Source organism: Rhodococcus sp. p52 (genome assembly GCF_000763325.2).
Classification (GTDB): Bacteria; Actinomycetota; Actinomycetes; order Mycobacteriales; family Mycobacteriaceae; genus Rhodococcus; species Rhodococcus pyridinivorans.
The window spans coordinates 935818-950981 of the sequence record NZ_CP016819.1 but is presented as its reverse complement, the minus strand read 5'-3'; the positions used below and the strand labels follow the sequence as shown (position 1 = coordinate 950981).

Genomic DNA, 15164 nt, shown 5'->3' with positions numbered 1-15164 from the left:
GATGAACTTTGAAAGGTGGCTGTCGGCGTGGCTGGTCTGCAAACAGTGCAAAAGATTGGTCCGGTGCTCGATCTGTTCACAGTTCAGCGTCCGGAATGGGGTGTTTCCGAAGTTGCAGCGGCCATCGACGTGCCTCGGTCGAGTGCTCATGCATTGCTGGCCAGTCTCGTCGACACCGGGTTGTTGCAGTGCCGGAATCGCGGCCGATACCGGCTCCGCTGGCGCATCGTCGAATTGGGGGAAACACTCCGCAGCACTGTGGACGTACGTTCCTGTTCCGCTCCTGTGTTGGAAGAGCTGGTCGAAAACTATGGAGAAACGACACACCTGGCCATCATGGAACGCTGGAGTGTCCTCTACGTCGACAAGGTGATCGGTACGCACAACATCACCGTGCAGGGGGCTCGAGTGGGCACCCGGCTCGATGCCCACTCCACAGCTGTGGGCAAGGTCCTGCTCGCGCAACTCGACAAGACTGAATTGCAGCGGTACTTGACAGCGCGTCCGTTACGTCGATTGACACCGTCGACGACTACGAGTCCGCATGCGCTCGCCGATGCTCTCGAAATGACTCGCATGGCTGGTGTCGCGGTGGACATGGGCGAGACGGTGTCGGAGGTGCACTGTGTCGCCGCACCGGTACGAGACGACATGGGTTCGGTGGTTGCTGCAGTGAGCATAAGTGTTCCGGCCACCCGATTCGCTTCGCGGCGAGCTCAACTCGAGCGTGCTGTGATCGCTGCCGCCAACAAGATCACTCGCTCTATTGCCGAGGCGGCGGACATCGTTCCACTCGAATCCCGGAACCACCCATCGCTGGAGCCGGTCGGTAGCTGTCCCCGAGCGTCCTGACATCTGTATCAACCGCACGACACAACCGAGGAACTATGGATATTGCTGTTCAGAAGGCAGCGGATCGTCTGCTCGACGCGTATCGCCCCGCCGAGCCGATCGCCCCGCTGACGCCCGAGTATCCCGACGCGTCCCTAGAAGTGGCATACCGCATCCAGCAGGCGCAAGTAGAGCAGTGGACATCGGCCGGCGATGTCGTCAAGGGACACAAGGTAGGCCTCGCGTCGCGAGCAATTCAGCGACAGATGGGGGTCGACCAGCCCGACTTCGGGCATCTCACCCAGAGCATGTTTCATCTGGAGCACCATCCCATCGCCAGCGGCACATTTCTGCAACCGCGTATCGAACCGGAGATTGCATTCGTCCTTGGTCGTCCACTGGTCGGCCCAGGCGTGACTGCCGCAGAGGCAGCGCGGGCAGTGGATTTCGTCCTGCCTGCGCTGGAGATTGTGGATTCGCGGATCAAGGATTGGAAGATCGGAATTTTCGACACCATCGCCGACAACGCTTCATCCGGCGGGGTCATACTCGGCAGTTGCCCGGTCTCGTTGGACCAGCTGGATCTGCGTCTGGCTGGCTGTAACCTGCACATCAACGGCGAGCTCGTCGCAACCGGTGCCGGTGGCGCAGTTCTCGGGTCACCGCTCAGTGCGCTGGTGTGGCTGGCCAACACGGTGGGGCCGCTCGGCGTGACTCTCGAGCCGGGGCACGTGGTGCTGCCCGGCTCGATGACCGGTGCGTATCCTGTCGCACCCGGCGATTCCATCGTTGCGACTATCAGTGGGCTCGGCACCGTCACCGCCGTGCTCGGCGGAAAGGACGAACAGTGACCGAGCAACTATGGAGCCCGGCCAAAGTGGCCGATGTTCTTATACGAGCGGAGGATAGCGGCGTCGCGCAGACGTCGATTCTCGCAGAATGGGACGGTCTCGATCTGGCCGCGGCATATGAGGCTCAAGATATTGCGCTGCAAATGCGGATCTCGCGGGGGGAGAGGGTCACCGGTGTCAAACTGGGTGTGACCTCCAAGGCGAAGCAGCGTCAGGTGGGAGTCGACTCGCCGCCGACGGCGTGGTTGACGGACGCGATGATCCTTCCGATCGGTGAGCCGGTGCCCCGGGAGAAGATGATCCACGCGCGTGCCGAACCGGAGATTGCGTTCGTCATGGGACGTCGACTCGAAGGGCCCGGGGTCTCGGCGGCGACTGCGCTCGCGGCGGTCGACCATGTGGTCGGTGCGATCGAAATCATCGACAGCCGGTTCTCGGGTTACAAGTTCTCCATGATGGATGCTGTCGCGGACAACAATTCGTCCGGCCGGTACGTCACCGGTCCCATCAGTGTGCGGCCGGACTCGCTGGACCTCGGTCTCGAAGCCTGCTTGCTCGAAGTGGACGGTGAGATCGTCGATTCGGCGACAGGAGCTGCTGTGCACGGCCATCCGGCGGAGGCGCTGGCTTTCGCGGCGAACACCCTCGCCGAGCGTGGCCTGGCAATCGAGCCGGGCTGGGTGATCCTCACCGGGGGGATGACGGATGCGGTTCCGGTCCGACCGGGGGCGCGGATCGCTGCTCACTTCACTCATCTCGGTACCGTAAATGTGTCAGGAGGCTGATGATGCCGTTCATCGAGGTGACTATTTCCGCAGGGCGTTCGCCCGAACAGCTCCGCGCACTTATACATGAACTCACCTTTGCCGCCCAGCGGGCCGTGGACGCGCCGTTGAGCAACATTCGGGTGGTGCTGCGTGAAGTTCCGGCTACTCACTTTGCCGCCGGTGATGTGACGATTGCAGAACGATCTCCTGCTCAATGACTTTCGTTTGATTCTCCCGAACGATTCTCGTGTCAATGCAAGCGAGTCGGGACAAGACGATGAGTGCAAGGGACACGTAGACCGGAGTTGGGGCGGACTGCCCTGTTCCTTTTCTCGTTCGGGGAGTCGCTACGACGACGGCACGTCGTCGCCGGCAATGCCTTGACCGGGGACAGACGAGCAACGTCGCAGATGGCTGCGGTTGGACGTCGCAGGCGAGACCGTCGGAAATCTACGAGGGAGTCGGTGAGATTCAACGCTGGTGCTGGCGCGTCCGATTTGCGGACGCGCCAGCACGCCGGGTAGACGAGATTGCTCAACAGCTTACCGGCGGTTGCTGAACACCGTTGCGGGAGTTCGAAAACCGCTATTGGATACACGATGACGGCTACAGGTCAGAACGTGGCGGTCTGGTCACCCGTTGTCGCTGCTGGTGCTGGTGCCGAGTTGCTGCATGCGGAAATGCAGTGGGCTGGTCCCGAAGCGACGTCGGAACGCTCGACTGAAATGCGAGACATCGCGGAAACCTACGCGGACGCTGATGGTAGAGATCGTGGCGTCGGTGCTCAGCAAGAGTTTGCGAGCTCGCTCGAGCCGCTGTTGATTCAGCCATGTGCGTGGTGTCGTGCCTGCTGCGCTGAATAGTTTGTGGATGTACCGCACGGACATTCCAAGTTCGGCTGCAAGGTCGCTGATCGAGTAATCGGGGTCTGTCATGTGTCGTTGCATTGCCTGCTGTATGACTCGAAAGTCCTTGTTGTGAACTCGTTTGGTGGTGTTGAACGGAGTTGTGCGTTCACTGATGGCGGATACGAGTAGGTCCATCGCGCACGCGGCAACGGAGGCTGAGGAGTTGGGCGAAAGAAGGGAGTCGTCAGTTGCCATGTCGACGAATAGGCGAGAGACGTATCGGCTGATGCCGCTGCGGCCGGAAAAACCTTCACCGGTAATCTCCGCTACGGCTTCCAGGGGAAGATGTGGCGCAAACACCGCGCGCGGCGCGCGGACGACAATCTGCTCGAACTCGGTCTGGGCGTCGACGATGAACGGCGCCGATGAGTCGAGGATTCCGAACGCCCCGCTTTCGAGCTTGGGACTGCTGCACGATCCGGTGACAGATTCGGTCACGCAGCCTGTGTGGCTGGTGTGGTCATGATGGTCTCGAACTCGACAGGCGTCAATCTGCCGAGCCGGAGCTGACGTCGCCGGCGGTGATAGGTCCGCTCGATCCAAGTCACGATCGCGATGCGCAACTGCTCGCGTGTGGCCCATCTCTGCCGGTCGAGGACGTTCTTCTGGAGCAGCGCAAAGAACGATTCCATCGCGGCATTGTCGCCGGCCGCACCCACCCGACCCATCGATCCGACCAGGTCGTGGCGGGCGAGGGCGCGGACAAATTTCCGGCTGCGAAATTGCGATCCACGGTCGGAATGAACCACACATCCGGCAACCGAGTCCCGCCGTGCCACTGCCGATTCGAGGGCCGTGACAGCCAGACGGGATTTCATCCGATCGCTGATCGAGTAGCCGACGATCCGGTTCGAGTACACGTCCTTGACCGCACACAGGTAGAGCTTGCCTTCCTCGGTTCTGTGTTCGGTGATATCGGTGAGCCACAAAGTGTTTGGAGCATCCGCGGTGAAGACGCGGCCGACGAGATCATCGTGCACCGGCGGCCCGGAGCGGCCCTTCTTCGAGCCACGTTTCTTGCCGAACACACTCCACCACCTGTTGGTCGAACAGATCCGCCACGCCGTGCGGTCCGACATCGACTCGCCCGCATCGCGGGCTTCGTCGGCGAGGAACCGGTAGCCGAACTCCGGGTCCTCGCGGTGGGCGTCGAACAGGGCGTTCGCCCGGTACGCCTCCTCGAGTTCGGCGTCGGTGACCGGGTCGGCGAGCCACCGGTAGTACGGCTGGCGCGCGATCCCCAGAACCCGGCACGTCACCGCGACGGGAATCCCGCCGGCGGCCAGCTCGCGGACGAGCGGGTACATCATTTTCCCGGAAGATTCGCCTGTGATAGATACGCCGCGGCCCGCCGCAGCACTTCGTTCTCCTGCTCAAGCAACCGGATCCGCTTTCTCAGCTCGCGGTTCTCTCTGGACTCCTCGTTCGTCGTCCCTGGCTTGGTGCCGTCCTCGACGTCGGCATTCCTGAGCCAGTTGGTCAGGCAGGATTCGCTGATGCCGAAGTCGGCGGCGATCTGCCGCAGGTGCTGACCTGGTTCGCGGTTGCGGGCCACGCGGACGACGTCGTCGCGGAACTCTTTCGGATAGGGCTTGGGCACGGGGTCCATCCTTCCAGCAGTGCCTCACGGCACCACAGTTCAGATGTCACCTATCCGTGCAGCAGTCCCCTTTGCGGACCGAGAGTGTTGACCGATGACCGCTGTACCGCTCGTGATCAAGCACAGTAGGTAGTCGTCGTTGGGATCGGACGAGATCATGTTCGGGGTGCGGATTACTGTGTGTGGGTCTGCGCGTACGACACTGACTGTGACGTCGACGAAGGGACGCACCGATAGTTCCGCCCCGAACGAGTCCGATATGTCAGGCCAGTCGACGTCGAGTTCGCAGTATGTCGAGTCGAGTGTGTCTATCCACCGCGAACGTACCTCGCTCGATTCGAGCTCGCGTGTGCTGATTACGACCTTGGCGCTGGCCTTGTCGGTGCAATCGGAGTCATTGTTCTGTGCACTGTCGGTCATGTCGCTGCTCACCTCCATATTCTAGTGTTGCAGATCACACCGGCTTCGAATATGGGAGGTATTCGCTCCCCGGAGTCACGCCCACAGATTCCGCGTCCGCACTCGTCCCCCGAACGGAGTAGATCGTGACCCGCGCTGCTCCGCCTGGGGCGATTGGATCACCTGAAGGAGTGACACCGACCGGAACCCCATGACGCTCGACTTCGCCGCGAAGCACCCGTGTCCTACGTCCGCGTAGTCGGCATGCATCTGGTGTCGATCTCGCGAACTGTCTCGACGGAAGAGTTCGCGGTAGAGGGCGCAGGACCGGCTCGACTGTCGGCATGAGCCGCGGAGGTGACCCGGAGCGAATCGGGCCACCTGTGTAGGTCAGCGGTGTTCGGTTCGATAACGGCCAGGGCTGGAACCGTATGCGGCGCGGAATGTGCGGCTGAAATGGGACACATCGCGAAAGCCTGATTGGTCACTCACTTCGGCGACTGTCAGATCGGTGCTCAGGAGGTACTTACGTGCTCGCTCCACCCGTGTGCGGTACAGCCAGGCGCGAGGGGCCGTGCCTTGCTCACGGAAGAGGTTCTGAATGTGTCGCACAGACATCCCCGCTTCTGCAGCGACCCTGGATAGTGATAAAGCGGGATCGTGTAGCTGTCGCTCGACGATCCGCTGCACTTCGGCCAGATCACGCGCGTGACTGATCTTCGTCGGGTCGGTCTCGGTGGCGCTGTCGGTGAGGGCGGTGACCAGCAGGTCGAGAGCGACGGATGATATCGAGACCGCTGACCTCGTCGGCAGTGTCCGGTCCTGTTCGGCGACGTCGAGGAGGAACCTGCTCACGAGTCGGCCCGTTCCCGAGATCCCACTGATGGGCAGCCCGGTTCCCTGCTCGAGTACTCGCTGGGGTAACCGCGCTTCGAGCAGGGGTCTGGGAGTGTCGATGACGACCTGACGAAAATTCGACTCGGCTTCGAACTCGAACGGGGCGGCGCAGTCCAGTAACGCGAACGATCCCTGCTCGAGAACTCCGCTGCGTCCGTTTTGGGTGACGCGGACGTTACCGTCGGTCACCACCAACACGAGGAAGTCTCCCGCGTCGTCCGAACGCACCATCGCCGGCGAACGGATGACCGAGTGGACGTCCGCGCGCATCGTGCTGACATGCAGTTCTCCGATGGGATGACCGCCCCATTCTGCGATGAACGGTTGGCGTGGATTGGGCCATGCCACGTCCGACTCGCAATAGAGGGTGCCGACTGTGTTCGCCCACAGATTACGGCCTTCCGTGGAGTCGAGTCCTCGCGTATCGAGAGATACCACAGTGGGTTTGGTGGATTTACGCGTGGAGTCACTCCATCGTTCGCGCTCAGTCATGTTTATCGGTACCTCCGGAATCTAGTGTTCCGTGTCACAGGGAGCTGGCTCTGTACGGACCGTCGAGTGCGGAATTGCCTCGGAGCGGCGCCTGGATTCGCATCGGCCGAGAACACCGTCTCGGTCTGAGCTCGACAACAGGAGTGAGCACGTGACGACGCCAACTATTCTCGAGACCTCCACCGGAACCCCCAACGATGTCCGGCCGATGACCGGCGCGGAGTACATCGAGTCCTTGAAGGATGGACGCGAAGTGTATTTCCGCGGAGAACGTGTCCCGGATGTCACGACTCATCCGGCTTTCCGGAATTCGGTTCGCTCGATCGCTCGGATGTACGACGCGCTTCATACCCCCGAAGCCCAGGGGGTGCTGGCGGTGCCGACCGATACGGGTAACGGTGGATTCACGCACCCGTTCTTCAAGACCGCCCACAGTTCCGACGATCTTCTTCTGTCCCGCGACGCGATCGTCGCGTGGCAACGTGAGGTGTACGGGTGGATGGGCCGGTCGCCCGACTACAAGGCATCTTTCCTCGGGACCCTCGGTGCCAACGCGGACTTCTACGGTGAGTACAGGCAGAACGCACTCGACTGGTACAAGAAGGCGCAGGAGCGGGTGCTCTATCTCAATCACGCGATCGTCAATCCGCCCATCGACCGTGATAAGCCTGCCGACGAGACCGCGGACATCTGCGTACATGTGGTGGAGGAAACCGACGCCGGCGTGATCGTTTCCGGCGCCAAAGTGGTGGCGACCGGGTCTGCGATCACCAATGCCAATTTCATCGCCCATTATGGACTTCCGCTGCGCAACAAGAAGTTCGGGTTGATCTTCACTGTTCCGATGGACTCGCCGGGCTTGAAGCTGTTCTGTCGGACGTCCTACGAGATGAACGCTGCAGTGATGGGCAGCCCGTTCGATAATCCCTTGTCGAGCCGCTTCGACGAGAACGACGCGATCATGGTGTTCGATCGTGTGCTGGTTCCGTGGGAGAACGTGTTTGCCTATGACGCGGACACCACGAACGGATTTGTGACGAAGTCCGGGTTCATGGCTCGGGGCTTGACCCCTGATCTTGGACACGCAGAATCCAGCAGTGGCTGGAGGAAGCGAGATGATCCAGTTCATGGCCAGGAAGAACTACTCCGAGGAGTTCCGTCGTCAGGCCGTCGATCTCTTCGAGACCACCCCGGGGGCCACGCTGGCCGGCATCGCTGACGACCTGGGGATCGCCCGGGGCACGTTGGCGGCGTGGGTGAAGACCTACGGCACGGGGTCGAGGACTGCAGCGATCGGAGCGGCCCCGCCATCGGGTGGCCGACCGGAGTCGCCGGCAGCGAAGATCGCCCGACTTGAGGCCGAGCTCGCGGCGGTGAAGGCGGAAAAGACCAAGATCGAGACCGAGAAGCGGATCCTTCGCCAGGCGGCCAAGTATTTCGCTGGGGAGACGAACTGGTGAGCCGCTTCCAGTTCGTCGCCGACCACCAAGACGCCTTCGAGGTGAAGCGGTTGTGCGAGGTCATCGAGATCGCGCGTTCGTCCTACTACGCCTGGGTTGCCGCAGCCCCTGCCCGCGAGGAGCGTGCCCGTGCTGATGCGGTGCTCGCGGAGAAGATTCGGGTCGTCCAGGACCCCAAACAGGGCGGCGACCGGGCCTACGGCGCGCCACGGGTGACCGCCGAACTCAACGACGACAAGCCCGAGGGAGAACGCGTGAACCACAAGCGGGTCGCCCGGGTGATGAAGGCGCACGGGCTCGCCGGGATCCGGCTCCGCCGACGCGTGCGGACCACCGTGCCGGACCAGACCGAGGAGAAGTTCCCCGACCAGCTCAACCGGGACTTCACCGCCACCGAGCCGAACCAGAAGTACGTCGGCGACATCACCTACCTGCCGCTCGCGGACGGGTCGAACCTCTACCTGGCCACCGTGATCGACTGCTGCTCACGCAAGCTCGCCGGCTGGGCGGTCGCCGACCACATGCGCACCAGCCTGGTTGAGGACGCGCTCAAGGCCGCCCGTGCCGACCGCGAATCGCTGAAGGGCGCGCTCTTTCACAGCGACCACGGGTCGGTCTACACCTCGAAGGACTACGCCAAGCTGTGCCGCGTCTTCGGCGTCACCCAGTCCATGGGCGCTGTTGGCTCCTCGGCCGACAACGCGCTCGCGGAGTCCTTCAACGCCACCCTCAAGCGCGAGGTCCTCGCCGGTGCGGCGACCTTCGGCGACGAGGCCGACGCCCGCCGACGAGTGTTCCGGTGGGCCACCCGCTACAACACCCGACGCCGTCACTCCTGGTGCGGCTATCTCTCCCCATCCACCTACGAGGCCCGCCGGGCCACTACGCTGCAAGCCGCGGCGTAATCAACCACCCACCGTGTCCAAGATCCGGGGTGAAGGCCCCTCGGTTCATGTTCCATGGTTGTGCACGCTTGGCGGTCAAGCTCGACTTCATCGCCGGCTGTGTTCTGAAGGCGGTGGAGACGACAGGTACCAACAATTTTCGTGGTGTCCAGATGCAGATCGGCGAGATCCTCAACTGGCGCGATATGTTCTGGGGCTTGTCGGATGCGATGGCCAAGTCTCCCGATGAGTGGGTGAACGGGGCTGTGCAGCCGAACCTGAACTACGGTCTGGCCTATCGCACGTTCATGGGGGTGGGCTATCCGCGGATCAAGGAGATCATCCAGCAGACGCTCGGTAGCAGCTTGATCTACCTGAATTCGCATTCGAGCGACTGGGGTAACCCCGACATCCGGCCCTACCTCGACCAGTACGTGCGCGGGTCCAACGGCATCACCGCGATCGATCGTGTGCAGCTGCTCAAGCTGCTGTGGGATGCCGTGGGCACCGAGTTCGGAGGTCGGCACGAGCTGTACGAGCGCAACTACGGTGGCGACCACGAGGCCGTCCGCTTCCAGACATTGTTCGCCTACCAGGCCCAGGGACTGGATACCGAGCTCAAGGGCTTCGCCGAGAAGTGCATGTCCGAGTACAACGTCGACGGGTGGACACGTCCGGACTTGATCAGCAATGATGATCTGAAGATCGTGCGTGGTTGAACGGGACGCGACGATGACGAGCACGACCATGACCGACAACACCCCGAACGGCGGGATCGAGGTCACACCCCTACAGATGCGGAAGGCCCTCGGCCGGTTCGCCAGCGGCGTCACCATCGTCACCACCGCCGAAAGCGAGGACGACGCGTCGGTGCACGGTATGACGGCCAACGCATTCACCTCCGTTTCGCTCGACCCCCCGCTTGTTCTGATATCCATCGCGAACCGAGCCAAGATGAACGAGCGGATCAACAAGACCGGCAAGTACGGTGTTTCGATCCTGGCGACAGATCAGGAGCCGTTGTCACTGCACTTCGCAGGAGCTGCCCATCAACCCGATCTGGTGCGATTCGTCTGGCGCCGGGAGGTTCCTCTCCTCGAAGGCGCGCTGGTGCACCTGGCCTGTTCGGTGGACGCCTCGTATCCCGCCGGTGACCACATGTTGCACGTGGGCCGAGTGGAGCAACTGTGGTATGACGACGGACATCCGCTCGTCTTCTACACCGGTAGCTTCCGGTCGCTCGAGTTGCTGCGCGACGACCCGTGGGGGTTCTGAAGTAAACCCCTCGGACAGGGGGTGGGATTGCCGAAGGTCGATCCCACCCCCTTGCGGTGTCGGGTAGATCAGATGGACGATCCGCTGTCCGCGCGAGCGGCGATTTCGTCGGCGCGTACCCCCGCTGCTGAGTGGCCGCCGATGAACCAGTTCGCCGGGTCCACCTCGATGATCCGACCACGGACGGCCGAACGCGGCACCCCGAGTACATCGACGATCAGGTCGGTGAACCGGGCCGCGAGCTCCTCGCGCTGTGCGCGAGGACGACCCGCCAGCACGATGGCTGTAAAGTACGGTGCAGCCGTGCTGCTCTCGGAGGCAACCGCGCCGGCGACCGCGACATCATCGGTGGTGTAGCGGACGATGAAGGTCCGAACTCGCTCGAGCGGGGAGTCGAGAACCTCCGAATAGCAGTGGCTCGCCTCGACAAGCAGACGGTGCCGCTGCTCGACGGTGAACCGTCCGTCGAGCAGATGGAAATGTGCAACAGGCATGAGAGGGCCTTTCGGGAGTGGTGCTCTACTGGACGCCGTGGCGTGTGCCGGCGTCGACGTTGAGGACGCTGCCGTGCAGCACGCTCGCCTCGGGGGCGAGCAGCATCTCGAGGATCCAGCCGAGCTCGTCCAGCGTCGGTAACCGGCCGAGCGTGGTCTTGGCGCGGTAGCGCTCCCAAATGGTGTCGAGATCGCGGCCGGTCTCGGCTGCTTCGGTTTCGACGAATTTGCGGAGCCGTGGCGTGTCGACCGGGCCGGGCGCGATGGTGTGTGTGGTGATGCCCTTCGGTCCGTACAGGGCGCTGAGCTGGCGCATCAGATTGAACACTGCGGCGTTGACGGTGCCCGGCGCGGCGTCGAGCGGGCCGGGTTCGAAACCGAGCGATCCGGCGACGGCGACGAATCGCGATCCGGGGACCAGCTGGCCGCGGACTGCGTGCAGCAGCCGTACCAGCCCGCCGACCTTGATGTTCGCCCCTACAGCAAGCTCGCCGGGGCTGATGGTGTCGGCGGAACCACGTACCGGCAGACCCGCGGCGAACACGGCCATCCGGATCGGCGCGTCGACATAGGCGGAGATCGCCTCGATCGCACTGTCGTCGCTGATGTCGGCGACACAGGGGATGATCAGGCTGTTTTCGGCTGCAAGGGTTTTGAGGTCTTCGGCGTTGCGCGCGACCGCGATCACGCGTAGGCCTCGACGGACCAGGCGTCGGGTGAACTCGGTGCCCATCGCACCGGTGGCGCCGACGACGACACACAACTTGGGGCAGGTCACGGGTGATTACTCCTCGGGGAGAAGCGGGGACGGCCGGTGCAGCACCTACTGCACCGGCCGCCCACGTGGATGAGTCGAAGGACCGGATCAGCCGCGCAGCCGAAGGGTCACGGCGCGCGGTTCGGTGAAGAAGTCGCGGGAGTACTGACCGCCTTCACGTCCCAGGCCGCTGGCGCCTTCGCCTCCGAAGGGGAGACGCAGGTCGCGTTCGAAGAAGCAGTTGATCCATACGGTGCCGGCCTTCCAGCGCGCGGCCATCCGGTGGGCGCGGTCGAGGTTCTGGGTGAACAGCATCCCGGCCAGGCCATAGCGTGAGTCGTTGGCGATGCGCAGTGCCTCGTCTTCTGTGTCGAACCCCAGGACGGTTTCGACGGGCCCGAAGATCTCCTCTTGCGCGGTCCGGGAGTCATTGGTCAGCCCAGTGATGACGGTGGGGGGATAGTAGAAGCCCTTGGCGTGGGCGTCGCCGGTCAGACGGGCGCCGCCGGTGACGACTTTCCCGCCTTCCTGCTGCGCGAGTTCGACATAGCCGTGGACTTTGTCGAGATGGCGTTGTTCGATGAGCGGGCCGATGAAGTTCGACGGATCCTTCGGATCGCCGACGCTGAGCTTGTTCGCCTCGTCGACGAACCGCTCGAGGAACTCGTCCATGATGCTGTTCTGCACGAGCAGTCGGGATCCGGCCAGGCACACCTGTCCGTTGCCGCCGAAGATCGCACGGATCGACATCGGTACGGCCACGTCGAGGTCGGCGTCGGCGAAGATGATGTTCGCGGACTTTCCGCCCATCTCGGCCGAGACCGGCGTGTGGTTGGGTGCTGCTGCCTGAAGGATCTTGACTCCTGTGGCACTCGACCCGGTGAAGGTGATCCGGTCGACTCGCGGATCGGAGGTCAGCGGGCCGGCGACGGCTTCGCCACCGAAACCGTGTACTACGTTGAGTACTCCGTCGGGCAGTCCGGCTTCGAGTGCGAGTTCGGCGAAGCGGTGTGCAGTCAGTGGGGTTTGGGGTGCCGGTTTGAGGATTGCGGTGTTACCGAACGCCAGGGCGGGCGCGATCTTCCAGGTGGCCAGCATCAGGGGTGCGTTCCAGGGGCTGATCGCCGAGACCACGCCGGCAGGCGGGTAGAGCACGTAGGACAGCAGATCCCCGTCGGGGTAGGCCTCGTTGGCGGCCATCGACGCGTAGTCGGCGAAGAACCGCAGGTTGTGCGCCACGCGCGGGATTTCGGCGTGCAGGGACTGGTTGATGCCCTTACCGCCGTCGCGGGTTTCGAGCTGGGCGAGTTCTTCGCGGTGCTCGTCGACCTTGTCGGCGACCGCGTGCAGGATCTTTGCGCGTTCCTTCGGCGACATCTGTGGCCAGGGCCCGCTGTCGAAGGCGTGGCGGGCGGCGGTGATCGCAGCTTGTCCGTCTTCGGCGGTGCCCTTGGGTACGACACCGAGTAGCGACCCGTCGTGCGGATCGATCGATTCGAAAGTTGCTCCGTCCGATGCGTGCTTCCATTCGCCGCCGATGAGATGACGGACCTGTGTGGTCGACGGTGCGTTGTGGGTGTGGGTCATGACAGTCTCCTGTGTCAGACTCCGGCGCGGGCCGGGAGTTCGTAGGTGCGGCCGGCGAGCTCGGAAGCGACGTCGATGATCATGTCCTCCTGGCCGCCGATGACACCGCGTCGGCCGAGTTCGATCAGGATGTCGCGGGTGGAGACACCGAATTTCTTCGCGGCGCGTTTGGTGGGGTGGAAGAATGTCGAGTAGACACCGGCGTAGCCGAGGATCAGTGCGGTCTCGTCGACGATCTGGGGTTCTTTCATCAGCGGCGCGACGATGTGCTCGGCGGTGTCGATGAGTGTGAACAGGTCGACGCCGGTGTCCCAGCCGGCTCGTTCGAACGCGGCGGCCAATACCTCGGTCTGGGCGTTGCCGGCGCTGGCGCCGAGCCCGCGCAGAGATCCGTCGATGAATGTCGCCCCGTTCTCCGCGGCGGCCAAAGCGTTGGCGATACCGACCCCGAGGTTGTTGTGGGCGTGGAAGCCGATGTCGGCGGAGATCGCCTGCCGCAGCGCGGCGACGCGCTCGCCGGCGTGCTGCGGCACCATGGCGCCGGCAGAGTCGACGACGTAGACGACGTCGGCGCCGTAGGAATCGAGCTTGGCGGCTTGCTCGGCGAGCGGCTCGGGGTCGAGTTTGTGGCTCATCATCAGGAACGTCATGACGTTGAGGCCGTGTTCTTTCGCCCATTCGATGGGTTGCTGGCCGCAGTCGGCTTCGGTGCAGTGCACCGCTACCCGGACGGTTTTGATGCCCGCGTCGATCGCTCTTTGCAGTTCGGCGAGGGTAGCGATGCCTGGCACGTAGAGCGCGGCGATGTCGGCGTTGTCGACGGCGTCGACCGCGGCGCGCACGTACTCGGGGTCGGTGGCGGCGGCGAAGCCGTACTGGATGGACGAGGCGCCGAGGCCGATGCCGTGGGCGACCTCGATGGTCGGGATGCCGGCCTGATCGAGTCCGCGGGCGATATCGGCGACGTTCTGCGTGGTGAACTGATGCGAGACCGACGACATGCCGTCGCGCAGTGTGGTGTCGACGAGGGTGAGCTTGCGGGGTGTATCGGTGGTGGCGGTGGTGGTCACTGGATTGCTTCCTTGACGAGGGTGCGCTGGGCCATGACGTCGGCGACCTGCACGGCGGCGGCGGTGATGATGTCGAGATTTCCGGCGTAGGTGGGCAAGAAGTCGCCGGCGCCGACGACCTCGAGCATGACGGTGACCTGGTCGCCGTCGACGTCGACCAGGCGCAGGGTGTAGCCGGGGACGTACTGCTGGACCTTGGCGACCATGTCGATCACTGCGCGCTCGATCGCGGCCGGGTCGGGGTTGCGGACTTTGGCGTAGACCGTGTCGCGCATGTTCATCGGTGGTTCGGCTGGGTTGATCACCGAGATGGCCTTGGCGCGATCGGCTCCGGCGACCTGGGCAAGTGCCTTGCCGGTTTTCTCGCTGAATTCGCTGAGGTTCTGCCGGGTGCCGGGTCCGGCGCTGTGCGAGGCGATGGCAGCGACGATCTCGCCGTAGGACGCGTCGGCGACCTCGTTGATGGCATACAGGATCGGGATGGTGGCCTGGCCGGCGCAACTGACCATGTTCACGTTCGGCGCGTCCAGGTGCGTGCTGAGGTTCACGGCCGGCACCACGTACGGGCCCACTGAGGCAGGTGTCAGATCGATCGCGCGGATGCCGGCTTCGGCGTAGCGCGGGGCAGCGGCGGCGTGGACTTTCGCTGATGTCGCTTCGAAGACCACGTCGGGAAGGTCGGGCCGGTTGAGTAGCCAGTCGATTCCCTTTGCGGAGGCCTCGAGGCCTTCCTGTCGGGCTCGTTCGAGCCCCTCGCTGGTCGGATCGATACCGATCATGTACATGGGATCGACGTGCTCGGATCGCAGCAACTTGTACATCAGGTCTGTTCCGATGTTGCCGGATCCGACGATCGCAGCTTTCAATCGACTCATCTGTGCGGCCTTCCCTG

The 15164-nt window shown here is 63.5% G+C and carries 13 protein-coding genes and 4 pseudogenes; 8 read left to right on the top strand and 9 right to left on the bottom strand.

Annotation, left to right across the window (positions count from 1 at the left end; genetic code table 11):
• Positions 1–27 precede the first annotated feature (27 nt).
• The 4 genes from IM25_RS04210 to IM25_RS25260 are packed head-to-tail and all read left to right on the top strand — an operon-like array spanning position 28 to position 2667.
• Positions 28–852 carry an IclR family transcriptional regulator gene (locus IM25_RS04210; protein WP_065996466.1) on the top strand — a complete coding sequence of 275 codons (825 nt, stop codon included), beginning with the start codon at positions 28–30 and terminating at the stop codon, positions 850–852.
• 35 nt (positions 853–887) lie between these two features.
• Positions 888–1682 (top strand): 2-keto-4-pentenoate hydratase, encoded by a 795-nt coding sequence (locus IM25_RS04205; protein WP_065995783.1) that lies wholly within the window; start codon positions 888–890, stop codon positions 1680–1682.
• Positions 1679–2467 (top strand): 2-keto-4-pentenoate hydratase, encoded by a 789-nt coding sequence (locus IM25_RS04200; protein ID WP_033097408.1) that lies wholly within the window; start codon positions 1679–1681, stop codon positions 2465–2467. The genes IM25_RS04205 and IM25_RS04200 overlap by 4 nt, the downstream gene beginning before the upstream one ends.
• Before the next feature lie 2 nt (positions 2468–2469).
• Complete coding sequence (locus tag IM25_RS25260; protein ID WP_006551052.1) at positions 2470–2667, top strand: tautomerase family protein; 198 nt, start codon at positions 2470–2472, stop codon at positions 2665–2667.
• Positions 2668–3081: 414 nt separating this feature from the next.
• Here IM25_RS25260 and IM25_RS04195 read toward each other — a convergent pair.
• The 4 genes and pseudogenes from IM25_RS04195 to IM25_RS04175 all read right to left on the bottom strand — a co-directional run.
• A pseudogene (locus IM25_RS04195) lies at positions 3082–3765 on the bottom strand (helix-turn-helix domain-containing protein); the annotation flags it as partial.
• A 26-nt stretch (positions 3766–3791) separates the two neighbouring features.
• Positions 3792–4957 (bottom strand): IS3 family transposase gene (locus IM25_RS04190; RefSeq protein WP_112320133.1). Its coding sequence is split into 2 segments (ribosomal slippage): positions 3792–4682 and positions 4685–4957, totalling 1164 coding nucleotides; the frame shifts between segments, so codons are not numbered across the junction.
• A gap of 72 nt (positions 4958–5029) precedes the next feature.
• Positions 5030–5377, bottom strand: a pseudogene (locus IM25_RS04180) (AraC family transcriptional regulator); the annotation flags it as partial.
• 369 nt (positions 5378–5746) lie between these two features.
• Positions 5747–6745, bottom strand: a complete 999-nt coding sequence (locus IM25_RS04175) for a helix-turn-helix domain-containing protein (protein WP_033098871.1) — start codon at positions 6743–6745, stop codon at positions 5747–5749.
• Positions 6746–6953: 208 nt separating this feature from the next.
• Here IM25_RS04175 and IM25_RS04170 point away from each other — a divergent pair.
• From IM25_RS04170 to nphA, 4 genes and pseudogenes are all read left to right on the top strand, one after another.
• Positions 6954–7805 (top strand): annotated as a pseudogene (locus IM25_RS04170) (4-hydroxyphenylacetate 3-hydroxylase N-terminal domain-containing protein); the annotation flags it as partial.
• Between the two features lie 67 nt (positions 7806–7872).
• A protein-coding gene (locus IM25_RS04160; RefSeq protein ID WP_157126919.1) for an IS3 family transposase occupies positions 7873–9110 on the top strand; the annotation gives its coding sequence in 2 pieces (ribosomal slippage) (positions 7873–8188 and positions 8188–9110; 1239 coding nt in all).
• 41 nt (positions 9111–9151) lie between these two features.
• Positions 9152–9808, top strand: a pseudogene (locus tag IM25_RS04155) (4-hydroxyphenylacetate 3-hydroxylase C-terminal domain-containing protein); the annotation flags it as partial.
• A gap of 28 nt (positions 9809–9836) precedes the next feature.
• On the top strand, positions 9837–10364 hold the full coding sequence (gene nphA / locus IM25_RS04150; protein ID WP_033098461.1) for an NADH-dependent flavin reductase: 528 nt from the start codon (positions 9837–9839) through the stop codon (positions 10362–10364).
• A 68-nt stretch (positions 10365–10432) separates the two neighbouring features.
• On the opposite strand, the gene IM25_RS04145 is transcribed toward nphA, so the two are convergent.
• The 5 genes from IM25_RS04145 to IM25_RS04125 all read right to left on the bottom strand — a co-directional run bounded on the left by IM25_RS04145 (position 10433) and on the right by IM25_RS04125 (position 15147).
• Entirely contained in the window at positions 10433–10858 is a 426-nt protein-coding gene (locus IM25_RS04145; protein ID WP_006551045.1) for a tautomerase family protein, read from the bottom strand.
• Between the two features lie 25 nt (positions 10859–10883).
• Positions 10884–11636: an SDR family NAD(P)-dependent oxidoreductase gene (locus IM25_RS04140; protein ID WP_024102192.1), complete on the bottom strand. Its 753-nt coding sequence runs from the start codon at positions 11634–11636 to the stop codon at positions 10884–10886.
• Between the two features lie 87 nt (positions 11637–11723).
• Complete coding sequence (locus IM25_RS04135) at positions 11724–13202, bottom strand: aldehyde dehydrogenase (RefSeq protein WP_033098446.1); 1479 nt, start codon at positions 13200–13202, stop codon at positions 11724–11726.
• Between the two features lie 14 nt (positions 13203–13216).
• Positions 13217–14272 (bottom strand): 4-hydroxy-2-oxovalerate aldolase, encoded by a 1056-nt coding sequence (dmpG, locus tag IM25_RS04130; RefSeq protein WP_033098445.1) that lies wholly within the window; start codon positions 14270–14272, stop codon positions 13217–13219.
• Positions 14269–15147, bottom strand: coding sequence for an acetaldehyde dehydrogenase (acetylating) (locus tag IM25_RS04125; RefSeq protein WP_006551041.1), 879 nt, complete (start codon positions 15145–15147; stop codon positions 14269–14271). Before IM25_RS04125 ends, dmpG begins: the two co-directional genes overlap by 4 nt.
• Positions 15148–15164 lie beyond the last annotated feature (17 nt).